The 24,870-nt window shown below is 74.1% G+C and carries 22 protein-coding genes and 1 pseudogene; 13 read left to right on the forward strand and 10 right to left on the reverse strand.

Annotation, left to right across the window (positions count from 1 at the left end):
- A pseudogene (locus UWG_RS33505) lies at window positions 1-189 on the forward strand (hypothetical protein); the annotation flags it as partial.
- Between the two features lie 416 nt (window positions 190-605).
- Here the strand turns inward: UWG_RS33505 and UWG_RS0102605 are convergent.
- The gene (locus UWG_RS0102605; RefSeq protein ID WP_016905649.1) at window positions 606-3,623 is read right to left on the reverse strand and encodes an AfsR/SARP family transcriptional regulator; all 3,018 of its coding nucleotides are present in this window, start codon (window positions 3,621-3,623) and stop codon (window positions 606-608) included.
- A gap of 295 nt (window positions 3,624-3,918) precedes the next feature.
- Window positions 3,919-4,743 carry an SDR family oxidoreductase gene (locus tag UWG_RS0102610; protein ID WP_016905650.1) on the reverse strand — a complete coding sequence of 275 codons (825 nt, stop codon included), beginning with the start codon at window positions 4,741-4,743 and terminating at the stop codon, window positions 3,919-3,921.
- A 428-nt stretch (window positions 4,744-5,171) separates the two neighbouring features.
- Between UWG_RS0102610 and UWG_RS32665 the strand changes: the two genes are divergently transcribed.
- The 3 genes from UWG_RS32665 (at window position 5,172) to UWG_RS0102625 (ending at window position 8,604) form a co-directional block, all read left to right on the forward strand.
- Window positions 5,172-5,288 (forward strand): azolemycin family RiPP peptide, encoded by a 117-nt coding sequence (locus tag UWG_RS32665; RefSeq protein WP_016905651.1) that lies wholly within the window; start codon window positions 5,172-5,174, stop codon window positions 5,286-5,288.
- Window positions 5,289-5,384: 96 nt separating this feature from the next.
- Window positions 5,385-7,514, forward strand: a complete 2,130-nt coding sequence (locus UWG_RS0102620; RefSeq protein ID WP_016905652.1) for a YcaO-like family protein — start codon at window positions 5,385-5,387, stop codon at window positions 7,512-7,514.
- A gap of 40 nt (window positions 7,515-7,554) precedes the next feature.
- Window positions 7,555-8,604, forward strand: a complete 1,050-nt coding sequence (locus UWG_RS0102625; RefSeq protein ID WP_016905653.1) for a SagB family peptide dehydrogenase — start codon at window positions 7,555-7,557, stop codon at window positions 8,602-8,604.
- Between the two features lie 84 nt (window positions 8,605-8,688).
- On the opposite strand, the gene UWG_RS0102630 is transcribed toward UWG_RS0102625, so the two are convergent.
- Together UWG_RS0102630 and UWG_RS0102635 are read right to left on the reverse strand one after the other, a co-directional pair.
- Window positions 8,689-8,955, reverse strand: a complete 267-nt coding sequence (locus tag UWG_RS0102630) for a GlsB/YeaQ/YmgE family stress response membrane protein (RefSeq protein WP_016905654.1) — start codon at window positions 8,953-8,955, stop codon at window positions 8,689-8,691.
- Between the two features lie 118 nt (window positions 8,956-9,073).
- Window positions 9,074-9,610, reverse strand: a complete 537-nt coding sequence (locus UWG_RS0102635) for a hemerythrin domain-containing protein (protein ID WP_016905655.1) — start codon at window positions 9,608-9,610, stop codon at window positions 9,074-9,076.
- 647 nt (window positions 9,611-10,257) lie between these two features.
- On the opposite strand from UWG_RS0102635, the gene UWG_RS0102640 reads away from it, so the two are divergent.
- Window positions 10,258-10,962 (forward strand): HAD family hydrolase, encoded by a 705-nt coding sequence (locus UWG_RS0102640; protein WP_016905656.1) that lies wholly within the window; start codon window positions 10,258-10,260, stop codon window positions 10,960-10,962.
- 255 nt (window positions 10,963-11,217) lie between these two features.
- On the opposite strand, the gene UWG_RS0102645 is transcribed toward UWG_RS0102640, so the two are convergent.
- The gene (locus UWG_RS0102645; protein WP_016905657.1) at window positions 11,218-11,688 is read right to left on the reverse strand and encodes a GNAT family N-acetyltransferase; all 471 of its coding nucleotides are present in this window, start codon (window positions 11,686-11,688) and stop codon (window positions 11,218-11,220) included.
- Window positions 11,689-11,782: 94 nt separating this feature from the next.
- Between UWG_RS0102645 and UWG_RS0102650 the strand changes: the two genes are divergently transcribed.
- On the forward strand, window positions 11,783-12,337 hold the full coding sequence (locus UWG_RS0102650) for a GNAT family N-acetyltransferase (protein WP_016905658.1): 555 nt from the start codon (window positions 11,783-11,785) through the stop codon (window positions 12,335-12,337).
- Window positions 12,338-12,470: 133 nt separating this feature from the next.
- Here UWG_RS0102650 and secD read toward each other — a convergent pair whose 3' ends face one another.
- On the reverse strand, window positions 12,471-14,828 hold the full coding sequence (gene secD, locus UWG_RS0102655) for a protein translocase subunit SecD (protein ID WP_016905659.1): 2,358 nt from the start codon (window positions 14,826-14,828) through the stop codon (window positions 12,471-12,473).
- Between the two features lie 60 nt (window positions 14,829-14,888).
- On the reverse strand, window positions 14,889-15,278 hold the full coding sequence (locus UWG_RS0102660; protein ID WP_016905660.1) for a hypothetical protein: 390 nt from the start codon (window positions 15,276-15,278) through the stop codon (window positions 14,889-14,891).
- A gap of 246 nt (window positions 15,279-15,524) precedes the next feature.
- Between UWG_RS0102660 and UWG_RS0102665 the strand changes: the two genes are divergently transcribed.
- From UWG_RS0102665 to UWG_RS0102690, 6 genes are read left to right on the forward strand one after another with little or no spacing between them, the layout of a single operon-like run.
- Window positions 15,525-16,640, forward strand: coding sequence for a type III polyketide synthase (locus tag UWG_RS0102665; protein WP_016905661.1), 1,116 nt, complete (start codon window positions 15,525-15,527; stop codon window positions 16,638-16,640).
- A gap of 50 nt (window positions 16,641-16,690) precedes the next feature.
- Complete coding sequence (locus UWG_RS0102670; RefSeq protein WP_016905662.1) at window positions 16,691-16,993, forward strand: acyl carrier protein; 303 nt, start codon at window positions 16,691-16,693, stop codon at window positions 16,991-16,993.
- Window positions 16,980-18,200, forward strand: a complete 1,221-nt coding sequence (locus UWG_RS0102675) for a beta-ketoacyl-[acyl-carrier-protein] synthase family protein (RefSeq protein ID WP_016905663.1) — start codon at window positions 16,980-16,982, stop codon at window positions 18,198-18,200. The genes UWG_RS0102670 and UWG_RS0102675 overlap by 14 nt, the downstream gene beginning before the upstream one ends.
- A 48-nt stretch (window positions 18,201-18,248) precedes the next feature.
- Window positions 18,249-18,764 (forward strand): isoprenylcysteine carboxyl methyltransferase family protein, encoded by a 516-nt coding sequence (locus tag UWG_RS0102680; protein ID WP_016905664.1) that lies wholly within the window; start codon window positions 18,249-18,251, stop codon window positions 18,762-18,764.
- Window positions 18,761-19,822, forward strand: coding sequence for an NAD(P)/FAD-dependent oxidoreductase (locus UWG_RS0102685; protein ID WP_016905665.1), 1,062 nt, complete (start codon window positions 18,761-18,763; stop codon window positions 19,820-19,822). The genes UWG_RS0102680 and UWG_RS0102685 overlap by 4 nt, the downstream gene beginning before the upstream one ends.
- Window positions 19,823-19,865: 43 nt before the next feature.
- Window positions 19,866-20,915 carry an SAM-dependent methyltransferase gene (locus UWG_RS0102690; RefSeq protein WP_016905666.1) on the forward strand — a complete coding sequence of 350 codons (1,050 nt, stop codon included), beginning with the start codon at window positions 19,866-19,868 and terminating at the stop codon, window positions 20,913-20,915.
- Between the two features lie 6 nt (window positions 20,916-20,921).
- On the opposite strand, the gene UWG_RS0102695 is transcribed toward UWG_RS0102690, so the two are convergent.
- The 3 genes from UWG_RS0102695 to UWG_RS0102705 are packed head-to-tail and all read right to left on the reverse strand — an operon-like array spanning window position 20,922 to window position 23,946.
- Window positions 20,922-21,929 carry an acyl-CoA dehydrogenase family protein gene (locus UWG_RS0102695; protein WP_016905667.1) on the reverse strand — a complete coding sequence of 336 codons (1,008 nt, stop codon included), beginning with the start codon at window positions 21,927-21,929 and terminating at the stop codon, window positions 20,922-20,924.
- Entirely contained in the window at window positions 21,926-23,077 is a 1,152-nt protein-coding gene (locus UWG_RS0102700) for an acyl-CoA dehydrogenase family protein (RefSeq protein ID WP_016905668.1), read from the reverse strand. Before UWG_RS0102700 ends, UWG_RS0102695 begins: the two co-directional genes overlap by 4 nt.
- Window positions 23,074-23,946, reverse strand: coding sequence for an enoyl-CoA hydratase (locus UWG_RS0102705; RefSeq protein ID WP_016905669.1), 873 nt, complete (start codon window positions 23,944-23,946; stop codon window positions 23,074-23,076). The genes UWG_RS0102700 and UWG_RS0102705 overlap by 4 nt, the downstream gene beginning before the upstream one ends.
- Before the next feature lie 113 nt (window positions 23,947-24,059).
- On the opposite strand from UWG_RS0102705, the gene UWG_RS0102710 reads away from it, so the two are divergent.
- A complete protein-coding gene (locus UWG_RS0102710) occupies window positions 24,060-24,857 on the forward strand; it encodes an SDR family oxidoreductase (protein WP_029391105.1) in 798 nt (265 codons plus the stop codon).
- Window positions 24,858-24,870 lie beyond the last annotated feature (13 nt).

Consider the following 24,870-nt stretch of genomic DNA (forward strand, 5'->3'; position numbering starts at 1 on the left):
TTCGTAGCGGGTGAGGGGCCGAACTCGGCGGGGACGGAGGGCGAAGGGCCCAACTCCGCCGCCGTGGAAGGCGGGGGCCTCGACTCCGAGCCGGGAGAAGGTCCGAACGTCGCTCCCGCCCCGGCCTCGGGCGAGGGTCCCAACTCCGCACCCGCCGATGGGGAAGGCCCCAACGTGGCCGCGGCCTGAGGCAGTCGGCAGCGCAAGGCACACGCTCGGGCGCAGGCGGCGCCACCGGTAGGAAACCGGTGGCGCCGCCTCGTCGTGTCAGCACTTCGAACGCCGGTCGCCCGCCCGTTCCTGTCCGTCCTCGGGCGCCGGTCGCCCGCCGGCGAAACCGGGTGAGCCGCGGCGTCCGGAGGCGCCGGGCGACGAGCCGGAGCGTCCGCGTCCGTACGGTGCCTGCTCCGAGAAGTGTCCGTGGAGCCACACCCGACGGGCGTCCCCGAAGAGTGCTTCCGTCCGCCGCGCGTCCGTGCCGGACGGGCGCGGGCGCCCGAGGAATTCCCACACGCGACGTCCCCCGCGAAAGCGCCCGCACGTCTCCCGGCACCCCGGCCATCTGACCTTGTCCATGAGTTACCGACGAGCCCCCCGAGCCCCGCTCACCCGCGGCACTCCTCCGGCACCCCCATCGTCTCGAACGCCTCCTCCGCGCGCGTTCGGTACCTCTCCGCCTCGTGGTCGTCGCCGAGCCCCCGCAGCGCGGCGGCGATCCCGTGGAGTGCGTGGGCCTCCTCCACGCGGTAGCCGGACTCGGAGGCGTGGCGGTGCGCCTGTCGGTGCAGCTCCAGTGCGCGTACGTGCCCGCCGCGTCGGCGGTGCAGGCGGCCGAGGGTGTTGGCGACCGCGGCCTGGCGCAGCGGTGCGCCGCTCAACCGCGCCTGGTGCAGGGCGGCTCCGGCTCGCCGCTCCGCCTCCTCGGACTCGCCGAGCCGCTCGCTCGCCTCCGCCGACACCGCGAGGAGGAGCGCACCCTCGGCAGGGGAGACGGCGTCGCTCGCCAGCTCGCGGGCGCGCGCCAGCACCCGGTAGGCCTCCCTCTCCTCGCCGAGCCCCAGCTTCGCGACGGCGAGGTCGGTGAGCGCCTCGACCTCCTTGTCGGTGGCGCCGATGCGCCGGTCGAGCGCGACGGCCCGCTCGGCCGCCTCGGCGGCGTCCGCGAACCGCCCGCGCTGCGCGTACAGCGCACTGAGGTTGGTGAGGGACTCCGCCTCGGCGCGCTCCGCGCCCAACTCCCGCTTGAGCGCGATCGACTGCTCCAGCCGCGGCGCGGCCTCGTCGAACCTGCCGAGCGCGGAGAAGAGCAGCCCCAGCAACCCGGTGTCCTTCGCCTCGCCTCGCTGGTCCCGCAGCTCGACGGCGAGTTGCAGCGCCTCCTCGGCCTCCGCCACCCCTTCCTCGAACCGCCCCAACTTCCAGTGCGCGACGGCGAGATTGGAGAGGCTCAGCCGCAGCAGCGGCCTGTCGCCCAGCCTCCGGGAGGCGTCGACCGCGGTGCCGGCGAGCTCCTGGAAGTCGTCGAAGCGTCCGCGCAGGTCGAGTTGGAAGACGATGTTCGCGGCGAGCCGCGCCACCCGCCGGTCCATGCCCCTGCGGTAGGCGAGGGCGACGGCGGCGAGCAGGCCGTCCTGCTCCCGCTCCAGCCACTCCCTGGCCCGCACCGCGCTGTGCAGGGCGGGGAGTTCACGGTGCACCTCCTGCTGCGGGCCCTCGGTCCGCACCCGCCCGGGGAAGAGGAGGTCGCAGGCGGCGTCGGTGGCGAGCTGGCAGTAGTCGAGCAGCCGGACGACGGCGCCCTCGGCCTCGTCGTCTTCGTCCGCGGGGCGCAGCAGTCCGAGGGCGAAGCTCCGCACCAGGTCGTGAAAGGCGTAGCGGCCGGGTTCCTGCTGCTGCATGAGGTGCACGTCGAGGAGGTATTCGAGAGTGTCCTCGGCGTCCCGCGTCGGCGCGTCGAGGAGGGCGGCGGCCGTGTGGACGTCGAGCTCCGGGCCCGGGTACTGCCCCAACAGGCGGAAAGCCTTGCGGTGTCCGGCCTCCAGCCCCTCGTACGAGAGCCGCAGCGTCACCTCGACGCTGCGCTCGCCGGCGTTGAGCTCGGCGAGCCGGTGCGTGTCGTCGCGCAGCCGGTCGACGAGGTAGCGCACGGTCCACCGCGGCCGCTTGCGGAGCCGCGCCGCCGCGATGCGCAGGGCGAGCGGCAAGTGCCCGCAGAGCGAGGTGAGTTCGGCGACGGCCTCCGGCTCGGCCTCGGCACGCGCCGCTCCGAGCACCGCGACGACGAGCGCCGTGCTGTCCTGGGGCGACATGGTGCCGAGCGACACGCTGTGCGCCCCGTCGAGGTCGACGAGGAGGGATCTGCTGGTGATCAGCGTGAGGACGTCGCTCGACGGGGTCAGCAGCGGGCGGATCTGCGCCTCGTCCACGGCGTTGTCGAGGAGCAGCAGCATTCGGTGCCTCGTCGCCGTCTGCCGCCAGAGGGCGGTGCGCCCGTCGAGGTCCTCGGGGATGCGTTCGGCCGGTGCGCCGAGCATGCGCAGCAGCGCCTCGGTGGCCGCGAACGCCGACAGCGGTTGCTCGCCGGGCGCGAAACCCCGTAAGTCCAGGTAAAGTTGGGCGTCGGTGTAGTGCGCCGCGAGCTGGTGTGCTGCGCGCACGGCGAGTGACGTCTTCCCGCTCCCGCCCATCCCGTCGACCATCACGATGAGCGGCCCCGACCCGGTCGGCTCGTCGACGAATCCCAGGATGCGCCCCAACTCCTCGTTGCGGCCGGCGAAGTCGGGCAGGTCGTAGGGGAGCGTGGTGCGCGTCTCCTCGACGACGAGCGGTGCGGGGCCCGGCGGCTCCTCGGCCGGCGCGGGCGCCGCCAGCTCCGGGCTGTTGCGCAGGATGCCCTGGTGGAGCTCCTGCAACTCCTCGCCCGGACCGATGCCGAGCTCCTCGACGAGCAGGTCACGCACCCTGTTGAACTCCTCCAGCGCCTCCGCCTGTCTCCCCGAGCGGTAGAGCGCGAGCATCAACTGGCCCCTGACCCGCTCCCGGAGCGGGTGCGCGCTGATCAACTCGCGGAGGTCTCCGATGAGTTCACCGCTCTCCCCGAAGCCGAGGCGCAGTTGGAAGGACTGCTCCAGGGCGGTCAGGCGCCGCTCCTCGACCGCGGCGGACGCAGCCACGATCACCTCGCCGCCGGCCCCCGAGAGCACGGGGCCGCGCCACAGCGCCAGCGAGTCGCGCAGCGCCTCCGCGGCACGGCGCGTCCGGCCGTCGGCCGTCGCCTCCCTCGCCCTGCGCAGCCCCTCGTTGAACTGGCTGAGGTCGAGCTGCTCCTCCGTGACCACGGCCCGGTACCCGGGACCGTCGGTGACGATCACGCTCCGCCCGTCGGGGAGACGCCTGCGCAGATCGGCAACCGCCTTGCGGACCTGGTGCTCGGCGGTCGCGGGCGCCTCCTCACCCCAGACGGCCTCGACGAGGCGGGGGACCGGCAGCACCCGCCCGGGGTCGAGGAGAAGGGTGACGAGTACGCGTTCGTGCACGGGCCCGCCCACACGCAGGCGTTCCTCACCGTCCCAGCATTCGAAGGACCCGAGTATCCGGAAGCGCACACGTGTCTCGTTCCCCATCGGACATGTCCCTCCATACGTCGCCCGGCTTCCTCCGCGCCGCCCTCGTGGAACGCCCGGGGCACCCCCTTGCCCGGCCGCCCGGCGGTGACGGCTCCTCGCGGCGCCACGTCAAGTCTCGTCTGCGGCGACGCGCCCAGTCCACACAGCACCCCGACCGAAGGCCGGCTGGTTCCTCGAAGAGGCGTCCGACCGGGCTGCGGAGGCCACTTGAGCGTGCGAAGGACGGACCGAGAGCGCAAGGAGGGCCGTTCGCGGCCCGGCAGGCGCTGCTACCGCTCGGACTCCGACGCGCCTAGCCGAGCCCCCCGGTGCTCGCCACCGCCGTCACGCCTCCGTCGACGAGCAGGTCCGTCCCCGAGACGAAGCCGGCGCCGGGCCCGAGGAGGAAGGCGACGGCCTCCGCGATGTCGGAGGCCGTGCCGACCCGCTTGGCGTTGGAGGCGGAGATCATCGCACGCATGGTGCCGCCGTGCTCACCGTTGAGTTCCTGCTGCCCCATGGGAGTGGCGATGATGCCGGGGCTCACCGAGTTGATCCGTGCCCCCCGCTCGCCCCACGACGTGCTAGCAGCCTGTACGCGCAGGAGGTTGGCGCGCTTGGCGAACGCGTAAGCGGCGCCGGGGTCCGGGAAGTTGGACGCCGCGGCGCACGGCAGGGAGAGCAGCTCCCCCGCTGGCACCGTGGCCAGCCGGCGGCTCTCCTCGGCGGAGGGACCCGGGCGGCCGTGGCCGGCCATGCTGGCGATGACGACGCCTGCGCCGCCGTGCGCGACGACGCCGGCGAACTCGTCGAGCACCAGCGCGACTCCGAGGAGGTCGACGGCGAGGATCGCGTCGACGGGCGCTTGCACGGGCGAGAGTCCGGCGGTGTGCACGATGCTGCCGACCTCGCCGAGCGAGGCCGCCTGCCGGGCGAGCGCGGCCACCGAGCCGGCGGAGGAGACGTCGACGGCCGCCGTGGTCACGGCGTGGCCCTCGCCCTCCAACTCGTCGGCGACCGACCGCAGAAGCCCTTCGTCGAAGTCCGCGAGCAGCAGCCGGTTCCCCGCCCCCGTGCGTCGCGCGACGGCCCTCCCCATGCCCCCGGCGCCGATGACGACGACCACCTGCTCTGCCATGTCCTCCACCTTCCTTGCTGCGTACGCCGCGGCGACGTCGGGCCGTGCTGCCCGCGACGTCGAGAGCCCCGAGCGAGGCCCCGCCCGCTCCACCCTCACCGGCCGGGCGGCTCCGGGCAAATCCACGACCGCCCTGCCCGCCGGGTCGGGCCCGCGTGGGCGCATTCATGGGGAGGCCCGTACCGCGGAATGCGGGACGCCCCCGAACTCCGCCGGCACGCAGAAAAGTCGGACAACGGTCTCGTGGCCTTTGCTTCACGCTGCGCGGGATTTCTTTGCGTGCACCTGCCCCGTAAGTGCGAGTTTCGTTCCCGTCCCCTTCCGTCCCGGCTTGCCTCGTGGATGATTCGAGCTGCGGCTTCCTCCTCCTGAAAGCGGGGGCATTGGTCGCCGAATCGGAAAACCTTCACGAGCGGAAAGGACGAAGCATGCCCGAAAACGACGCCCTCTTCGAGGAGATGACGATCCCGGAGGCCGAGGAGACCTTCGCGGGCCACTCGTGCCTCTCGGCCGCGGCGAGCGAAGCCGAGTCCGAGGAGGAGTGACGCCGGGTCAGCCGGCGTGAGCCTCCCGGCCCGGCCTGCGCCCGGCCGGGAGGCGGCTGCCCCGAGCCCCGAACCCCCTCCCGAAGGTGAAAAGCAGTGGATGAACAGCGCGCCGGCCGGGCCCCGGCCGGTACGGTCCGACGGGACGTCCGGCTCGTGCAGCGGAACGGCCACCTCTACGTCTGCGCGAGTACGGGGACGCTCCGCGTCCCGGCCCAACCGCCCTTGCACGAGGGCGAGACGGGCGCCGTGCCCTTCGCCTCCCTCCCGCCCCGGCTCGCCGAGGCCCTCCGCGAGCGCGGCCTCGCACACCGGGGTCCCGACGATCGTGCCCACCCCGTCTACGGCCCGGGCGGAAAGCAGGAGGGCCGACGTGTCGCCGTTGCGGGCGAGGGTCCCCTCGCCACGCAGACGGTGCGGCTCCTCCACCGCGCCGGCCTCCGCACCGGACCCGCCGAGCCGTGGACCGCGGCCCGACTCGCCCTGCTCCCCCTCGACATCCCCGAGGAGACCCTCACCTCCTGGACACGCGCGGCCCTGGACCGAGGCCCGCAGCTCCTCGTCCACCTCTGCACACCGACCCGCCTCCTCCTCGCCCGCCTCGACCCGCCCCGCACCCCCTGCCCCGTCTGCCTCGTGCGCCGCCTGCGTGCCAACCACCTCTGGCAGGCCGTCGCCGACCTGCCGCTGGGCACCCTCTTCGGGGCGGCGGAGAGCAACATGTGGCCCACGACCGCCATCGCCGCGGGGGTCCTCGCGCACACGGTCCTCGCCCCGGCCGACGGCTCCGAGCGCCCCGTCCTCGTCGACCTCGCCCTCGACTCCCTGGAGCGCACCGAGCACCGGCTCCTCCACACCCCCGCCTGCCCCGCGTGCGCGTCCCACGCCGTCCCGCCGGCGCCCGGCGACGGGCCCCGCAGCCTGCACGAGAGCTGGGAGCGCATGCGCGGCGCCGTCGACCCGCTGACCGGGATCGTCCCCGAACTGCGCGTCGACGACGGCGAGGAGGCCGAAGGGAGCACCACCTACGCACGCACCGCGGGCGAGACGACGACGAAGTGGTTCTCCGCCGTCACGGCCGAGGCCCGCGGAGGAGCCGTCAAGAGCGACCCGCTCAACGCCCGGGTCTGCGCCGTCGGCGAGACGATGGAGCGGTACGCGGCCGGCGTCCACGAGCAGCGCGCCCTGCACCGTGCCACGCTGGCCGAGTTGGGGGAGGAAGCCGTCGACCCGCGCCTCCTGCCGCTCGGCTCCGCGCGCGAGTACGCGACGCACGCCCGCCACCGCCCCTTCGACCCGCGGGCGCCGATCGACTGGGTCGAGGGCCGCTCGCTCACCACCGGCCGCAGGCGCTACCTGCCGGCCTGCGCCGTCCACCTCCCCTACCGCTTCCCCCGCGGCCACCGCTCCTGGTTCGACCCGATCTCCACGGGGCTCGCGGCCGGAGCGTCTCCGCGGCACGCCGTCTTCGCCGGGGTGATGGAGGTGGTCGAGCGGGACTCCTCCGTCGTCTTCTGGGAGAACCGACTCACCCTCCCCACCCTCGACTTCGACCGCCTGCCCAAGGGCACGGCCCGCGGCATCGTCGAGCGGCTCAGAGCGCGCGGCATCTCCGTGACCGGCAAAGACCTCACCACGGACCTCGGCATCCCCGCTTTCGGCGTGCGGCTTCGCGAGGGCACCCCCGAGCGCCCCGTCGTCGTCCACGCGGCCCGCGCCGACCTCGACCCGCACGCCGCGCTGCTCGGCGCCCTGGAGGAGGCGTGCCTCGGCCACGCGGGCGCCGGCAAGTGGCAGGAGCAACTCGACGCCGGCGCCCGCATCCCGCACGACGACGAAGTGCTGGACTCCCTCCGCGACTTCAGCCTCTACTACTGGCACCCCGACCGCGTACGGCACCTCGCCTTCTGGGACGAGGGACCGCTGCGCCCACCGCCGGAGCCGCGGTCGTCGGAGGGGCTCGACGCCGACGTCACCGAGGCCGTCGCCCGGCTCGCCGCGCGCGGATACGAGACGGTGACCGTCGACCTCACCCCGATCGACGTGGCCGAGTGCGGCGTCTCCGTCGTCCGCACCGTCGTGCCGGGCCTGTGCCCGATCACGTTGCGCAGCGACTTCCACAGGCGCGGCGGCCCCCGCGTCCTCGAGGCGCCGGTGGCGATGGGCGTGCGTGCCGAGCCGCGCATCGAAAGCCAACTCAACCCGTACCCGCTGCCGTTTCTCTGAGTGGGGCGTACGGCCGAAGGGAGCGAGCCACCTGCCAAGCGTGCGCTACCGGCGCAACCCCGACGTACTCCTGGAGTGGGCCGAGGGCGGCGGCCCCGTGCTCGTCGACTGCCGCGCCTGGCGCAAGTTCGCGGCCAGGCCCGAACTCGTCGACCTCCTCCACCACCTCGACACCGCCCTCACCCCGGACGAGCTCCACGCCCGGTGGCGCCCGCCAGGCGACGAGCAGGCGACGCACGCCCTCCTCGAACGCCTGGCGTCCGCAGGCATCCTGGAGCGCACCACAGGCACCGGCGACGACGCACGCCGCCCCCGCTGGACGCCGTACGAGCGGGCCGCCCACGCGCAGGCCGGCCGCGGCCCCGTGCCGCACGCGCGGCGGGGACGCGCGCCCGCGGCACGGCGCACGCACCCCGAGGCGCCGGAGAGCGTCGCGCTGCCCGAGGCCGGGGGCGAGCCCAGCCGCCCGCTCGCCGACGTCCTCGGCGAGCGGCGCAGCACCAGGTGCTTCGCGCCGGACCCGCTGCCCCTCGACCGGCTCGCCGCTCTCCTCGCCCGCTCGGCGAGGGTGCGCGGCTACCTACCGCCCCGCTCGTACGAGCAGACGCAGCGCCCGGCGCCCTCCGGCGGCGGCAGGCACAGCCTCGACGTCTACCTCCTCGCCCGCGAGGTCGCCCGACTCCCCGCCGGCGCCTACCACTACGACCCCTTCGACCACGTCCTGCACCGCCTCTCCGCGTGGGACGAGGAGCTCGACGTGCTCCAGCACCGCACGGTCACCCTCCCCGCGCTGCTGGAGGGCCCGCCGCCCGCCAGCCTCTACCTCGCCTCCTACGGGGACCGCACGGCGTGGAAGTACGAGGGGATGGCGCTGAGCCTCGTCTACCGCGACACCGGGTGCCTGATGCAAACGCTCAGCCTCGCGGCGACGGATCTGGGCCTCGCCTCGTGCCTGACGGGGCGGATGGAGGCACCCGTCACCGCCCCCTTCCTCGAGGGCTGCGAGGAGGAGGCGCTCCACGTCGGCAACCTCGCGCTCGGGCTCCCCGGAACGGAGCCTCCGCCGGCCGTCCGCGTCGAACACCCGTAGCCGGCAGGCGTGCTGACACGCGGAAGGCTCCGGCGGTGGCGGCCACCGCCGGAGCCTTCCGGTGCGTCTGCTGGCGGCGCCGCGTCAGCGGCCCCGGTTCCCCGTCAGGAGCCGGTAGACCAGCAGCACGATGACGGAGCCGACGACGGCGGCGATCCACGTGGAGAGGTGGAAGAAGCCGTTGATGGAATCGACCCCGAAGATGACCTTGCCGAGCCACCCGCCCAGGAGCCCGCCGACCACACCGATGAGCATGGTGATCAGGCAGCCGCCCGGGTCCTTGCCGGGGACCAGGGCCTTGGCGATGGCGCCGGCCAGCAGTCCGATGATGATCCACGCGATGATGCCCACTGTGACTCACTCTCGTTTCGGGGTCGTTCGATCAGGCTCTCGGCACCAGTCGATCAGACGCGCGGCCGGGTAGCCGGAGCAGGGCGCTCCGACGCGGCGCGCGTCCGACCGGCCGGTCTCAGGCGGTCCCCGCTGCGACGACTCTGCGTACGTTCTCCACTCGTCCCGGCGCGCTCGCCAACTGGTCGCGGCGGGCCCGTGCGAAGGCCCGCCCGAGTTCGCGGCGCCTCGCCGGGGCGACGTTCTCCCTGGTGTGGTTGATGAGCGAGCGCTCCTCCTCGTCGAGGTGGTGGGTGACCGCCTCCACGAGGGACTCCAGCTTCGCGTCCCAGTCCTCTCCGCCCGGCTCGCCCGTCTCCAGGAGGGCGAGCAGGGCCGCGTTGGCCTCGGCGTGCTCGTGGACGCCGTGCTCGACCTCGTCGCCCTCGACGTCGTTGAGGTGGCGCAGCACCGGGTAGACGTCGCTCTCCTCGGCCTCGGAGTGTGCGATCAGCAGGTCGGAGAAGCGGCGCAGCGCTCCGGTGCGGTCGGCCTCCACACTGCGCATCTCGCGGAAGAGCTCCTCCATCGCGCGGTGGTCGCTGAGGATCAGCTCCACGACGTCGTCCGTCGCTGACTCGCCGTCCGACGCGCGGACCGTCTCGGCGCGCTCCATCCCTGCACCTCCGTTCGCTCTCGGGGACACCGTCCCGCTTTCCCCGAGCTGCCGTTCGGAAACGGACGGTGACGGTGGCGCACGCCGAGGGGCTCCGCCCGGCTGCCCGCGGAAGGTGACGTGCGCCCGAGGGCGCGGCCCTGCGCTCGCCCTGGTGCGCGGGTGGCTCCCCGGACGAGGGTGGCGACGGGGCGCGGTTGGGGGACGAGGGGCGTACATGCCGGCGGTCGAATGGCTCCCCTCCCGCCCCATGCGCCGCGAACTCCTGTTTTTCTGTGGGTTTTTTGAGCGGCATCGCCCCCGGAAGGCGAAACGAACAGGCCACTCGGGGGTCCGGCGATTCGAATCGCGTTCGTAATTCCATTCTTTTGTGGCCCGATGGTTGCCCCGTGCTTCGCATCCCCGCGTTATGAATACTTTCCGGGATCGATTGACCGGCAAGTGCAGGTTCTCTAGCGTGAGTTGCGTCCCCATCCGGATGAGCGTTGAGAAGCCTGCCGTGCAGCGCCGCTCGTCCGCACGTCTCTCCTCCGGCGGCGAGGAACGCTGCCCGAAAAACCGCGGACGCCAGAATTCTGCGGTGTCTGCAACAGCGTGCCCTGCCGTCTCGAATACTTTCAGCACACTCGTCGAACGGGAGCAATCGCATGGATAACCCGTGCCTTCTCACCTGGACCCCCAAGGCCGTCGTATTCGACTGCGACGGGACGTTGCTCGACTCCGAACGGCACTGGCAGGAAGCCAGGTCGCTCACGCTCGCCGAGTACGGATTCACCGTCGGCGAGGGCTTCGCCGAACGCGCGGCGGGACTCCACTACACCGACTGCGGCCGCATGATGGCGGAAGAGGCCGGACACCCGGACGAGGCCGAAGCGGTCGCCGGCCGCCTGCTGGAGATCTTCCGGCGGCTCTCCGTCGCGGAACCGGTGACCATGCCGGGCTCCGTCGAACTCGTCGGCGCCGTCAGCACGTTCGCGCCGCTCGCCGTGGCGAGCAACTGCCCGCGCGACGTGGTCGAGTCCTCGCTGGACGCCGCGGGACTGCTGCACTACTTCCGGTACATCTCCGTGCCGGAGGAGGCAGTGCGCCCGAAGCCGCAGCCCGACACCTATCTCACGGCGGCCCGCCACTGCGGCGCCGAGACGACCGACACCCTCGCCGTGGAGGACTCGCACGCCGGGATCGAGGCCGCACGCTCGGCCGGGATGCGGGTGCTCGGCGTCGGTCCCACGCCCGCGGAGAAGGTCCTCGACCTCGTCGACCTCTGGGTCGCCTCGCTCGATCGCCCGGAGATGCGCCGCTGGGCCTTGGCCCGCATTCCACGTCAACAGCCGCGCTCCGACGGGCTTTGACGCCGGGCGTCGCTCCGGCGGGGCGGTGGCTCCGCGGGTCGGACGCCGGGGCGCTGTGTGCTCCGTCGGCGGGGGCGCACATTCCGCGGGTCGGCGGCCGACGGGGCGCCCACGGAGGGCCGTCGGCTCTCGGCGGGCGCCCCGCAGCGGGCGGCGCCCGGGGCGCACCGCGCTCCGGGCGCCGGCCCGGTCGCGCCGCCGTCGGCAACCAGCCGGCGAGGCGCTCCGCGGCCGATCCGGGACACGGCCACCGCGTCAGGGCACGAGAGACCTGACCATCACGCGTTCCCCGGCACCCTCCGCCCGGGCAGCCTCCTCGGCGACGAAGCCGTTGCGCGCGTACAGCGCCTCGGCGGCCTCGTTGCCGCGAACGACCTTGAGGCGCAGGGACGTTGCCCCGTGCTCCCGTGCCCACGAAGCGACGTCCGAGAGCAGGAGGTCGCCGACGCCCCGGCCCCGCGCCCGGGGGCTCACCCAGACCGACCGCAGCTCGTACGCGCCGTCCCGGGACAGCCCGCTCGCCATCCCGACGGCCGTCCCCTGCGCGAAGGCGGCGACATTGCGGGTGGCCGGCGCCTCCAGCCTCGCCCGCCACCGCTCCTCGCCCCCGTGCCCCCAGTCCGCGAGCCGTGCGGTGAAGGCGTGCGGTGCCTCGCGCAGCGCCGCGAGGCGCAGCTCCCGCCACAGCGGCCAGTCGTCGACCGTGAGAATCCGCAGACGCACCATGCGGACGAGTGTGCCGCACCCCCTGGCGGCGCTTCCCCCGACAAGGCGGCCGTGTCATGCTCAACGGCGTCCGAAAGCCGATCGAAGGACGTCGATGTTCGCCGTACCGCTGGAAGACGAGGGCGAGTTGCGCCCGTTGGAGCCGTGGCGGGCCGAGGAGTTCCTCGCCCACATGGACCGCGGACGCGAGTTCGTCGGACGTCACATCGGACTCTCCGACGCGGTGCGGGACACGGCGTCGAGCCGCGCCTTCCTCCAGGGGTACGCGGACAAGGCCGCCGCCGACACCGGCCGGATCTACGGCATCTGGGCCGACGGCGAGCTGCGGGGCGGCGTGCTCTTCCGGACGATGGACGTCGCGCAGGGCACGGCCGAGGCGGGCTGCTGGCTCGAACCGTCCGCCGTCGGACGGGGGTTGGTGACGAAAGCGGCGCGTGTCCTCATCGAGTGGGCCGTGGAGGAGCGGGGCATCCACCGGGTGGAGTGGTTGACGTCGGCCGAGAACCAGCCGAGCATCGCCGTCGCCCGACGCCTCGGCATGCAGCGGGACGGCGTCCTCAGGGAGAGCTTCCTCCATCGGGGGGAGCGCGCCGACATGGAGGTCTGGTCGGTACTCGCTCCGGAGTGGCGCGCCCGGCGCGGGACTTGAGCCCCGCGCCGGGGAGCGCCCGCCCGCACGAGCGGATTCCCCGCGAAGGCGAAACCAAGCACCGTCCCGCCGACCACGGTCGACGGGCCGGCGCGGCCCGGTCCCGCTGCGGACCGGGGCCGCACCGGCCGCGTCAGACGCGCGCCCCGGTGTCGGCCGGACCGCGCACCCGACGCTTCCGCTCGGCCGGCTCCTTCGGCGTCGGCGGCTTCGGAGCACCCCCCATCAGCTCCAGCTCGACGGCGAGCGGCGCGGCGACGAAGAGCGACGAGTACGACCCCGCCACGACCCCCACGAGCAGCGCCACCGCGAAGTCCTGGAGCGAATCCCCGCCGAGGAGCGCGAGCGACCCGGCGATGAAGAGCGTCCCCATCCCGGTGTTCAGGGTCCGCGGCATGGTGCGCACGACTGCCCGGTTGACGATCGACCGCAGCCGCCCCGCCCGGTCGGCGGCCCACTCGGTGCGTACGCGGTCGAAGACGACGACCGAGTCGTTCACCGAGTAGCCGACCACCGTCAGCAGCGCGGCGAGGAACACCCCGTCGACGGACATCCCCAGCCAGGCGAACACCCCGGCGACGATGACCACGTCGTGGAGGAGCGCCGTGATCGAGGCTGCCGCGAAGCTCCACCTGAACCGCGCCGCGAGGTAGGCGAACTGGGCGCAGAGCGCGACCCCGATGGCGACGAGCGCGTTGCGGCGCAGCTCCTCGCCGATGCTCGGGCCGATCAGCTCGTCCCGCACCCGGTCGGCACCGCCGCCGAGTTCGTCGACCGTGTCGTCCACGGCCTTCTCCTGCTCGGCCGTCAGCTTCTCGGTGCGCACGGACACCTTCTCGCCCCCGTCGTCCGAGCTCTGCACGACGGCGTCCGAGATACCGGCCCGCTCCAGCGCCTGCCTTGCCCGGTCCGGCTCGACGGACTGCTCGGTCGTGTACTCCACGATCCGCCCGCCGGTGAAGTCGACACCGAACTCCAGGCCGCGGGCGAACAGCCCGGTGACGGCGACGGCGAGCGCGAGCCCGGAGACGACCAGCCACCGCCGCCCGTGCCGCATCCAGTCGGGGCTGCTCCGCTCCCATTTGGCCCGCAGCCACCCGCGCGCCGCGATACCGCTGAGCGCGGGACGCGCCCTGAGCCAGCGGCTCCCGGCGGCGAGGTCGGTGAGGATCCGGGCCACCACGAGCGCGCTCACCATCGAGGCGACGACCCCGAGCGAGAGCGTCACCCCGAAGCCGCGCACCGGGCCCGCCGCGAGGAAGAAGAGGAGCCCGGCGGCGAGCAGCGTCGTGACGTTGGAGTCGATGACGGCCGAGAGGGCGCCCTTGAACCCCTTCGTCAGGGCCGAGCGCAGCGACCGTTTGCGCCCCTCGCCTCCCCCGTACGCCTCGCGTGCCCGTTCGAGGACGAGCACGTTGGCGTCGACGGCCATACCGATCGCCAGGACGAAGCCGGCGAGCCCCGGCAGGGTGAGCGTCGCGTCGAAGGCGAGAAGTCCCGCGTAGGCGATGAGCGCGTAGCTGAGCAGTCCGATGACGGTCAGCAGCCCCGCCACCCGGTAGACGAAGAGCACGAACGCCGCGGTGAGCGCCGCACCGAGCACGGCCGCCTCGGCGCTCGCGGTGATCGCGCGCGCACCGAGGGTGGGCCCGACGGTGCGGTGTTCCACGACGTCGACGGGGACGGGCAGCGCACCGCCCTCGATCAGCGCGGCGAGCTCCTTCGCCTCCGCCTCGCTGAAGGACCCGGTGATCTGCGTGGTGCCCTGGGTGATCCCCCGCCCGCAGGCGACGGACGGATCGATCTGCGGCGACGAGATGATCTTGTTGTCGAGGACGACGGCCACCCGCCGCGCGGGGTCGCCCTCGGGAGCGCAGGCCGCCTCTCCCGTCACGTCGGCCCAGGCGTCCTTGCCTCCGTCGCGCAGGCCGAGCTCGACGAACCAGCCGCCGCGCTCGGGGTCGATCGCGGCTTTTGCCTGCGCGACCTCGGCGCCGGTGAGCTCCGCCGCGTCGAGTTGCAGTGCCTGCCCCGACTCGTCGCGCAGGGCGCGGCCGTCGGTCTCGTCCCCGTCCGCGGCGGAGCCCGGCGGTTTGCCTTCGTCCGACCCGCCCTTGCCCTTGGCCTCCGCAGCGTCCGCGGGTCCTTCGACGGGATGGAACGAGAGGCTGGCGGTGCGGCCGAGCACCTCGGCGGCCTCGGTGGGATCGTCGACGCCCGGCAGGTCGACGAGGATGCGGTTGTCTCCGGAGCGCACCAGCTCCGGCTCGGTGACGCCGAGGCCGTCGATGCGCTGGCGCAGTACCTCCATGGTGCGGTCGGTGGTGTGTGCGGTCGCATCGGCCTTCGCGGTGTCGCGCGTCTCCAGGACGATGCGGGTGCCGCCCTTCAGGTCGATCCCGAGGTTCGGCGGAGTGGTGGCGGTGAGCAGCGCGGAGAACGCCAGTACGGCGAGCGCGATCACCGCCCGCACCTTGTTGGCGCGGGTCATGGGTTGCCTCCAGCAGGCGTACCGCGGTCGGGTCACCGACCGCGGCGGGGTGGGAAGTTGTCAGCTGCCTGCTGGAAGGGGCGGTCCGCGCCCCAGGTAGGGAGCGAGCCGGGCGAGGCGCAGCGCCGATTCGCCGGGCTCCGCCGGCGCCGCCGCGACGGCGTGCGCCTGCCCCGCGCCGGCGTCCGGCAGGACGACAGGGGGAGGCGGAGTGTGCGCCGGGTGGATCGGGTGCCCGAACGTCTCGTGGAGGCGTAGGGGCTGCCCCTGGTCCGACCAAGCGTGCTGCGCGTGCTCGACGTGCTCGATGGCGGGGGCGCCGCCTGCGTGCGCCTGCGAGCCGGTGTCGCCGACGAGGACGACGAGGAGCGCGGTGAGGAGTGCCGCGGCGGCGCGGGTGGCGCGGTGGGCCGCGGCACGTACCCGTGCCGGGCGCCTCGTCGTGCGCACCGCCCCTCCTCTCGCGGCGCCTTCCGGGCCGCACCTCGGCGCGGCTCGGCTGCCGTCGCCTCCGCTGTCTCCAACGCTCGGGGCACACATTTCTCGCCCGTCACCGTGCGCCATCTTCCCCGGTACTCGCGCCCACGTCGCGGAGGGGCGGCAGACTGGCGCGCTCCGGGCGTATTTATCCGGATATCGCCTTCCGGTGCTCTAGGGTTCCGCCGGGGGACACGTCGACACAGGGCAGGTCTCGTGATGCAGAGCGCTGACGGTTCCTCGCGGCGGAACCCGGGCTCCGGCGGACCCGGGGCGGCGGCACCGCGGATCGCGGCCGTCGAGGTGGCGGTTCCGCCGTACCGCTACACGCAGGAGGAGATCGCGGAGACGTTCGCCGCCACCTGCCTGCCCGACGACGACCGACGCCGCATGCTCGCCCGGATCTCCGCCAACGCGGGCGTCCGCACCCGCCACCTCTCCCAGCCGCTCCACCGCTACCAGGAGCTCGCCGACTTCACCGACGCCAACTCCGCCTGGTGCTCGACCGCCTGCGCACTCGGCGAGGAGGCGCTCCGCGCCGCGCTGCACCGCGCGGGGATCGCGGCCGAGGACGTCGACCTGATCGCCAGCACCACCGTGACGGGGCTCACCGTCCCGTCGCTCGAGGCACGGCTCGCCGAGCGGATCGGGCTGCGCGAGGACGTCAAGCGGGTGCCCCTCTTCGGACTGGGGTGCGCCGCGGGCGCCGCGGGACTGGCTCGGCTTCACGACTATCTGCGGGCCTTCCCCGAGCAGGTCGCGGTCCTCCTCTCGGTCGAACTCTGCTCGCTGACGGTGCAGCGCAGCGACACGGCGACGGCCAACCTCGTCGCCTCCAGCCTCTTCGGGGACGGTGCGGCCGCGGCCGTCGTCCTCGGAGCCGACAGGACCGAGCCGGCCACGGGGCCGCGGATGCTCGCGACCCGCAGCCGCCTCTACCCCGACTCGCTCTCCGTCATGGGATGGGAGATCGGCGCCGACGGGTTCACCATCGTCCTCTCGCCAGACGTCGCCGACGTCGCCGAGGGCGAACTGCCCAAGGACGTCACAGGCTTCCTCGCCGAGCACGACCTCGTCCCCGCCGACATCGCCTCCTGGGTCTGCCACCCCGGCGGCCCGAAGGTGATCGAGGCGGTCGAGCGCGGCCTCCAACTGCCGGACGGGTCGCTCGCGCACACCCGCCGCTCCCTCTCCAGCCTGGGCAACCTCTCCTCCGCCTCGGTCCTCGACGTGCTGCGGCGGACGATGCACGCCCCGCCGCCGCCCGGCTCTCCCGGCCTGATGACGGCGATGGGGCCCGGTTTCGCCAGCGAACTGGTCCTCCTCGACTGGTGAGCGCCCCTCCGGTTCCGCCAACACCCGCCCCACGCAGAGGAGAAGGCTCCGTGTCCACACCCGCGCCGAAGTTCCAGGACCGCATGCTCCAACTGCTCGCCGAGCAACTCGACCTCGACGCCGAAGAGTTGCGCCCCGAGCAGACCTTCCGCGAGCTGGGCGTCGACTCCTTGGCGCTCGTCGAGCTCGTCGTCGCCGTCGAGAACGACCTCGACCTGGAGTTCCCCGCCGAACTCGACGGAGTGAGCCGCGAATCGACGCTCGGCGAGGCGTGCAGCGCGCTGGAGGCGCTCGCCGTGCCGGGACGCACGCCTGCCGGTCCCGCGGGAGGAGAGGCCCGTGTCGAGGGATGAGGTCCTCGTCACCGGACTCGGCCTGGTGACGCCGGCCGGAGCCGAGCCCGAAGGGGTGTGGCGGACGGTGTGCGAGGGCGTGTCGACGGCGCGCCCCGATCCGCTCCTCGCCGGGCTGCCCGTCGCGTACTCGTGCCAGGTCGCGGAGTTCGACGCCGAGGCGGAGCTCGGCGGACGGCTGAGCCGGCGGCTCGACCGCTTCACGCAGTTCGCCGTCGGGGCGGCCAGGCGAGCCGTCGACGACGCGAAGCTCGCCGCGCCCCACTGGGCGGCGGAGCGCGTCGGTGTCGTGCTGGGGACGGCCGGCAACAGCCTCGACCGGTACGCCGACGAGTTCCGGCGCCTCGCGGACGGCTCGCCCCGCCGCGTCTCGCCCTCGACGCTGCCGCGCAGCCTGCCGAGCATGTCGGCGGCGGAGGCGGCGCTCGAACTCGGTGCGCACGGGCCGAACTTCGTCGTCTCCAGCGCCTGCGCCTCCGGCGCGACCGCGCTCGGCGTCGCGCGGAACATGGTGCGCTCCGGCAGTTGCGACGTCGTCCTCGCCGGCGGCAGCGAGTCGGCGCGGGTGCCGATCACCGCGACGGGCTTCGCCCAACTCGGCGCGCTCTCCCGCAACCCGGACCCGCTGCGCGCGTGCCGCCCCTTCGACCGGGAGCGCGACGGCTTCGTCCTCGGCGAGGGCGCCGCGGTGCTCGTCGTCGAGTCGCAGGCGCACGCGCGAACGCGCGGCGCCCAAGCGCGCGCCCGACTCCTCGGATACGGCGCCTCCGCCGACGCGCACCACCCGACGGCGCCGCACCCCGAAGCGCGCGGCGCCGAACAGGCGATCCGCGGCGCCCTCGCCGACGCGGACCGCACGCCCGACCGGATCCACCACGTCAACACGCACGGCACCGCCACACAGCTCGGGGACGCCGCCGAGGCGCAGGCGCTGCGGCGCGTCTTCGGCGAGCCGCCTCCCGCGACGGCCGCCAAGGGCGTCCTCGGCCACGCACTCGGAGCCTCCGGCGCCATCGAGGCGGCCCTCACCGTCCTCGCCCTCCAGCACCAGCAGGTCCCGCCGACGGCCGGCCTCCGACTCCAGGACGCCGGCGCCGAGTTCGACCTCGTCACGCGCGGACCGCGGAACGTGGCGATGGAGGCGGCCCTCACCACTTCGTTCGGCTTCGGAGGCCACAATGCCGCTCTCGTCCTCGCCACCGCCTGAGCCGCCGTACGGGCCGTCCCGCGCCGGCGCGCGTGAGGCGGTCGCACCGTGAGCCTCCTCTGGTTCGCGCTGCTCGCGCTCGCCGTCGCCGCGGAGCGGCTCGTCGAACTCCTCGTGTCCGCACGTCACTTGCGCTGGGCCAGGGACCGGGGCGGCGTCGAGTACGGCGGTGGGCACTACCCCGCGATGGTCGCCGTGCACGCGGCCCTGCTCGTCGGCATGGTCGCCGAAGTGGCCCTCGCCGGACGGCCGTTCCTCCCTCCGCTCGGCTGGACGGCGCTCGCCTTCGTGGTCGCCTCGCAGGCACTGCGCTGGTGGTGCGTGCAGTCGCTCGGCTCGCGGTGGAACACGCGGGTGGTCGTCGTGCCGGGGCTGCCGCTCGTCGAGCGGGGCCCGTACCGGTGGCTGCGCCATCCCAACTACCTTGCCGTGGTGGCAGAAGGGGTCGCCCTGCCGCTCGTCCACACCGCCTGGCTGTCGGCGCTGCTCTTCCTCGCCGCGAACTCCCTCGTCCTCGCCGTCCGCCTGCGGGTGGAGAACGCGGCGCTGGGCTTCGCACCGTGACCGGACCGGCCTACGACGTCGACCTGCTCGTCGCCGGCGGCGGGCCGGCGGGGCTCGCCACGGCGCTCCACGCCTCGCGGGCAGGGCTCTCCGCGCTCGTCTGCGAACCGCGCGGCGCACCCGTCGACAAGGCGTGCGGGGAGGGCCTGATGCCCCAAGGGGTGCGGCTGCTCGCCGAGTTGGGCGTCGAGCCCGCGGGGTACGAACTCACCGGGATCGAGTACGCCGACCTCGCGGGCAACCGCGCACGCGCGCGGTTCCGCTCGGGGACGGGACGGGGCGTCCGCCGCACCGAGCTGCACACGGCGCTGGCGGAGGCGGTGGAGGCCGCAGGGGTGCCGCGGGTGCGGCGGCGGGTCGACCGCGTGGAGCAGGACGCCCGCTCGGTCCGCGCGGCCGGGGTGCGGGCCCGGTGGCTCGTCGCGGCCGACGGGCTGCACTCGCCGGTGCGCCGCACGCTCGGGGTCGGCGTCAGGTACGGCGCACCGTGCCGCTTCGGGCTGCGTCGGCACTGGCGTACGACCCCTTGGAGCACGCGGGTCGAGGTGGTGTGGGCGCCGCACGCGGAGGCGTACGTGACGCCCGTCGGGCCCCAACTCGTCGGCGTGGCCGTGCTCTTCGCCAGGGACAGGGCGCGTACCGGGGGTGCGCCCTCCTACGCGGGACTGCTGCGCGCCTTCCCCGAGCTGGCGGCGCGGCTCGACGGCGCGGAGCCCGCCTCGCCCGTGCGCGGGGCAGGACCGATGCGCCAGTACCCGCGGCTGCGCGTGCACGGCCGCGTCCTCCTCGTCGGAGACGCCGCCGGGTACGAGGACGCGCTCACGGGGGAGGGCGTCAGCCTCGCGCTCGCGCAGGCGAGAGCGGTCGTCGAGGCCCTCGCCGACGGCGGACCCGAGACGTACGAGCGGAGCTGGCGCCGCGCCACCCGCGGCTACCGCCTCACCACCCGAGCGCTCGTCCTCGCCACGTCCCGACCGCTGCTCCGCCGGCACCTGTTGAGGTGCTGCACCGGCGCTCCGGCGCTCTTCGACGCCGCCGTGGGACGCCTCGCCCGCTGAACCGGGGCCGGGGAGCACCGGCCGACGAACGAAGGAGACGCCCGTGCGCATCGCCGTCCAGGGGGAGACGTTGCTCGAACGCCTCGCACTGCGCAGCGGGCGCGTCCCGCTGCCGGCGCTCCAGTCGCTCGCCGGCATGGCCCTGCCCGGTGTCCTCGTCGCGACCGTGCGCCTCGGCCTGCTGGACCGCCTCGCCACGCGGGCCGCGACGCCCGAGCAGCTCGCCGAGGATCTCTCGCTGCGCGCCGACACCACCCGGCTGCTCCTGGAGGCCCTCCGGGCGCTCGGGTACGTGCGCGCGGGCCGCCGCGGCCGCTACGCGCCGACCCGCGCGGCGCGGCGCTGGCTGCTCGCCGACTCGCCCCGATCGGTGCGGAGTTACGTCGCCAGCCATCAGGAGTACTGGCCTTGGTGGTCGCGGCTGCCGGAGCACGCCGGCGGGGCCGCCGCCGTCGACCACCACCTCGCCCCGGCCGACTCCCCGTACTGGCGCGAGTACATCGAGGGGCAGTACGAGCTCGCGCGGTTCAGCGCTCCGGAGTTCGCGGCCGCGGTCAGGGTGCCGGAGGGGGCTCGCCACGTGCTGGACGTGGGCGGCGGGCACGGGTGGTACGCGGCGCAGCTCTGCGCGCGGCACCGGGGGTTGAGTGCCACCGTCCTCGACCTGCCGGGGAGCGTCGCCGTCGGGCGCCGCATCATTGCGGACGCCGGGTGGGCGAGCCGGGTCGAGCACCGCGAGGGCGATGCGCGTACTGCCGAACTCGGTGCCGGACACGACGTGTTGCTGTGCCTCAACCTTCTCCACCACCTCCAGCCCGAGGAGATCCCCCCGCTGCTGCGCCGCTTCCGCGCGGCCCTGCGCCCGGGCGGCACCCTCGCCGTCCTCGACCTCTTCGCGCGCGATCCCGACCAGCGGGGCCCCGACGCGACGGCCGCAGGACTCGGCCTCCTCTTCCACCTCAGCTCCGGCGCCTCTCTCCACGGACGGCACCAACTCCTCGACTGGCTCGCCGACTCCGGGTTCGTGGACCCGCGCGGCACGGAGCTCCGCCGCATCCCCGGTCAGGTGCTCTACCAGGTCGTGGCGGGGTGAGAGGGTTCAATCCCGGCGCCCGACGGCCGCGTCGGGCGCCACCGCGGCCAGGACCCGCGACCGGTGCACCGCCGGTGTGCCCCAAGCCCCCATCAAGGCACGCACCTTGGTGACCCACATGCCGAGGTCGTGTTCGAGGGTGTAGCCGACGGCGCCGTGCACCTGGAGTGCGGTACGTGCGGCGCGGTGCGCGGCGCCGGCGGCCGCCACCTTCGCCGCCGAGACGTCGCGCGCGGCCTCGGGCGCCTCCTCGCCGAGGCTCAACGCGGCCCTGTACAGCAGCGGTTCGGCGAAGTCCAGACCGACCCGGACGTCCGCGAGGGCGTGCTTCAGCGCCTGGTACTCGCCGATCGCCCGGCCGAACTGGCGCCGCACGCCCGCGTACGAGACCGCCTCGGCGAGCAGCCGCCGCCCGGCGCCGAGAAGCACCGCCGCACACGCCAGCGCGGCCTCGTCGAGCGCCGCGGCGGCCGTCCGCGCCGTGACGCCGCCCAACTCGCCCCGTGCGGCGACCTCGTGGAGGCGGCGGGAGGCGTCCACGGAACGGCGCCCGGCCCCCACCTCGGCCTCGCGCAGGGTGTGCCCGTCCAGGACGAGCACCCGGCTCGCCGCTTCGGCGTCGAGCGCGAGCGGCGTCCACGGCGGTGCCGCGAACGTCACGATCTCACGCCCCTCGGCGAGGGCGTCGGGTGAGGCGAACCGCGGTGCTCCCGCGACGCCGAGCAGCACCGGTGCCACGACGGCCGACTCGACGTACGGCCCGGGGGCCGGGTGCCGCCCGAGCCGCTCGAAGGCGACGACGGTCTCGACGGGCCCCGCACCGAGCCCGCCGTACTCCTCCGGCAACCGCAGGGCATGGAGGCCGAGTCGGGCGAGCCGGCCCCACAGCCGCAGCCCGGGCCCGGTGTCCCCCGCGCCCCAGGCGCGGGCCGCAGCCGGCGCCTCGGCCGCCGTGAGCAGGTCGTCGAGCGACTCCGCGAACGCGCGCTGCTCCTCGGTGAGCGCGAATCTCATCGGGTCCCCCTCGGCAGGCCGAGCAGCCGCTCGGCCACGATGTTCCGCTGGATCTCGTTGGTGCCGGCGTAGATGGGTCCGCCGAGCGAGAAGAGGTAGCCGTCCGCCCACGCGCCCTCGGCGTCGCGCAACTCGGCCTCCGGGCCGAGGAGTTCGAGCGCCGTCTCGTGGAGGCCGACGTCCAGTTGGGACCAGAAGAGCTTGTTGACGCTGCCCTCCGCGCCGACCTCCCCGCCCTCGGCGAGCTTCGTCACCGTCCCGAACGTGTAGAGCCGATACGCCTCCGCCGCTATCCAGGCGTCCGCGACACGGTCCCGCGCTTCGGGCAGCGAGGCGCCGCGCTCGCACCAGAGGTGGAGCAGCCGGTCCGCGGCGGCGCAGAACCGGCCGGGCGAGCGCAGCGAAAGTCCCCGTTCGTTGCCGGCCGTGCTCATCGCCACGCGCCAGCCGTCGCCGGGGGCGCCCAGGACGTCCTCGTCGGGGACGAAGACCTCGTCGAAGAAGAGTTCGGCGAACCCCGGGTTCCCGTCGAGCTGCGGGATCGGGCGGACGGTGAGTCCTTCCGCGTCGAGCGGGAAGAGGAAGTAGGTGAGGCCGCTGTGGCGCCTTGCCTCCGGGTCCGAGCGGAAGAGGCCGAAGCCGCGGTCGGCGAAGGCGGCGCGCGAGCTCCACGTCTTCGCGCCGCTGAGGAGCCAGCCCCCGCGCGCCTCGTCGCGGACGGCGGTGCTGCGCAGCGACGCCAGGTCGCTGCCGGCCTCCGGCTCCGACCAGCACTGCGCCCAGATCTCCGTCCCGTCGGCCAACCTCGGCAGACAGCGCTGCTGTTGCTGCGGTGTGCCGTGCGCGAAGAGGATCGGCGCCAGCAGCGAGATGCCGTTCTGCGCCACCCGCACGGGGGCGCCCGCGCGGTAGTACTCCTCCTCGAAGAGAACCCATTCCAGCAACGTCGCGCCTCGCCCGCCGAACTGCTCGGGCCAACTCACCACCGACCAGCGTCCGGCGGCGAGTTCGGCCTCCCACGCGCGGCGCGCGGCGAAGCCCTCCGCCGAGTCCGTCGGCGGCAGCGGCTCCGCCGGTACGTGGGCGCGGAGCCAGGCCCGGGCCTTGTCGCGGAAGGCGAGTTCGGACTCGCCGAGGTCGAGGTTCACGAGGCGCTCCGTCCCGCGTCCCGCATCCGCCTGGCGTCCATGCCGGCGAGCGAGTCGCCGCCCACTTCGGCGTTGTGCGCGTGGGCCGCGTGGTGCAACCCGAAGACGGAGTCCATGCCGCTGCGCATCCCCTGGAGGTCCTCGGCCTGGTTGACCGCTCGCTTGGTGAGCGCGAGGCCGAAAGCGGGCATCGCACTGATCCGCTCGGCGATCCGGTACGTCTCGCTCTCCAACTCTTCCAACGGAACGGTGCGGTTGACCATGCCCCACTCCCGCGCCTGCTCGGCGGAGAACCGCTCGCCCGTGTAGAGGAACTCCTTCGCGGCGCGCGGGTTCATCACCCAGGGATGCGCGAAGTACTCGACGCCGGGTATGCCCATGCGTACCACCGGGTCGGCGAAGAAGGCGTCGTCGGAGGCGACGATGAAGTCGCAGCACCAGGCGAGCATGAGGCCCCCGGCGACGCAGGCGCCGTGGACCATCGCGATCACCGGTTTGGGGATCTCCCGCCAGCGCCGGCACATCCCCAGGTAGACCTCCGACTCGCGGGCCCAGCGCCGGTCGACGCCCTCCCGTTCCGTGTGGTCCCACCAGATGACGGCCTTGCGCTCGAAGCTCTCGTCGACGTCCCGGTCCGGGGTGCCGATGTCGTGGCCCGCGCAGAAGTGCTCGCCGGCGCCCGCGAGGACGATCACCTTCACCTCGTCGTCGTCGACGGCGCGGGTGAAGGCCGCGTCGAGCGCGTACGTCATCTTCGAGTTCTGCGCGTTGCGGTACCGCGGGCGGTTCAGGGTCACGGCAGCGACGGGACCGCGGCGCTCGTAGGTGACGACCGCCTCGTCCGGGGCGTCCCCTCCGGTGCTCGGCATGGCTCCTCCAGCGATTCCCAAGCAAGTGCTTGATTTGCTAGCCTACGGGTCCACGCCGGCCTTGGCCAGGGGCCAACTCCGCACCAGACGACCGGAATCCGGGAGCAGAGCCCATGAGCGCATCCAGGCGAGTCCCCCCACCGCCGTATCCCGAGCCCCGCGCCCTGTTGCGCGGGAGGACGGTCGTCGTCACCGCGGCCGCCGGCGCGGGTATCGGTGCCGCCGCGGCCCGCCGCTTCCTGGAGGAAGGAGCCCGGGTCGTGCTCGGTGACACGCACGAGCGCCGCCTCGCCGAGAGCGAGGGCGCGCTCGCCGCGGAGTTCGGCGCCGACCGCGTCCGCGCCGTCGTCTGCGACGTCCGGCGGGAGGAGCAGATAGCCGCACTCCTCGACGCGGCGGAGGAGTTCGGCGGCGTCGAGGTGATGGTCAACAACGCCGGGCTCGGCGGCACGGCGTCCGTGCTGGAGATGAGCGACGAGGAGTGGGAGCGGGTTCTGGAGATCACGCTCACCGGCACGTTCCGCTGCGTACGGGCGGCCGGCAGGCGGATGCGCGCGGCGGGCAGGGGCGGCGCCATCGTCAACAACGCCTCGGTCGTGGGCTGGCGGGCTCAGCAGGGGCAGGCGCACTACGCGGCGGCGAAGGCCGGTGTCATGGCGCTCACCCGCTCGGCCGCCATGGACCTCGCCGACGACGGCATCCGCGTCAACGCCGTCTCACCCAGCCTCGCGATGCATCCCTTCCTCGCGAAGGTGACCAGCGAAGAGCTGCTCGAGGAGCTGAGGGCGGGCGAGGCGTTCGGACGTGCGGCCGAACCGTGGGAGATCGCCAACGTGATGGTCTTCCTCGCCGGCGAGTACGCCTCCTACCTGACGGGCGAGGTCCTCTCGGCGAGCAGCCAGCACGCGTGAGCCCGGCAGCCCG

The sequence above is a fragment of the Streptomyces xiaopingdaonensis genome, from assembly GCF_000262345.1.
Taxonomy (GTDB): domain Bacteria; phylum Actinomycetota; class Actinomycetes; order Streptomycetales; family Streptomycetaceae; genus Streptomyces; species Streptomyces xiaopingdaonensis.

What these genes read in the sequence shown, in the direction of transcription:
- UWG_RS0102605 (WP_016905649.1), bottom strand. Translation starts at nt 3,623, where the DNA reads ATGGGGAACGAGACACGTGTGCGCTTCCGGATACTCGGGTCCTTCGAA.
- UWG_RS0102610 (WP_016905650.1), bottom strand. Translation starts at nt 4,743, where the DNA reads ATGGCAGAGCAGGTGGTCGTCGTCATCGGCGCCGGGGGCATGGGGAGG.
- UWG_RS32665 (WP_016905651.1), top strand. Translation starts at nt 5,172, where the DNA reads ATGCCCGAAAACGACGCCCTCTTCGAGGAGATGACGATCCCGGAGGCC.
- UWG_RS0102635 (WP_016905655.1), bottom strand. Translation starts at nt 9,610, where the DNA reads ATGGAGCGCGCCGAGACGGTCCGCGCGTCGGACGGCGAGTCAGCGACG.
- UWG_RS0102640 (WP_016905656.1), top strand. Translation starts at nt 10,258, where the DNA reads ATGGATAACCCGTGCCTTCTCACCTGGACCCCCAAGGCCGTCGTATTC.
- UWG_RS0102645 (WP_016905657.1), bottom strand. Translation starts at nt 11,688, where the DNA reads ATGGTGCGTCTGCGGATTCTCACGGTCGACGACTGGCCGCTGTGGCGG.
- UWG_RS0102650 (WP_016905658.1), top strand. Translation starts at nt 11,783, where the DNA reads ATGTTCGCCGTACCGCTGGAAGACGAGGGCGAGTTGCGCCCGTTGGAG.
- secD (WP_016905659.1), bottom strand. Translation starts at nt 14,828, where the DNA reads ATGACCCGCGCCAACAAGGTGCGGGCGGTGATCGCGCTCGCCGTACTG.
- UWG_RS0102665 (WP_016905661.1), top strand. Translation starts at nt 15,525, where the DNA reads ATGCAGAGCGCTGACGGTTCCTCGCGGCGGAACCCGGGCTCCGGCGGA.
- UWG_RS0102695 (WP_016905667.1), bottom strand. Translation starts at nt 21,929, where the DNA reads ATGAGATTCGCGCTCACCGAGGAGCAGCGCGCGTTCGCGGAGTCGCTC.
- UWG_RS0102705 (WP_016905669.1), bottom strand. Translation starts at nt 23,946, where the DNA reads ATGCCGAGCACCGGAGGGGACGCCCCGGACGAGGCGGTCGTCACCTAC.
- UWG_RS0102710 (WP_029391105.1), top strand. Translation starts at nt 24,060, where the DNA reads ATGAGCGCATCCAGGCGAGTCCCCCCACCGCCGTATCCCGAGCCCCGC.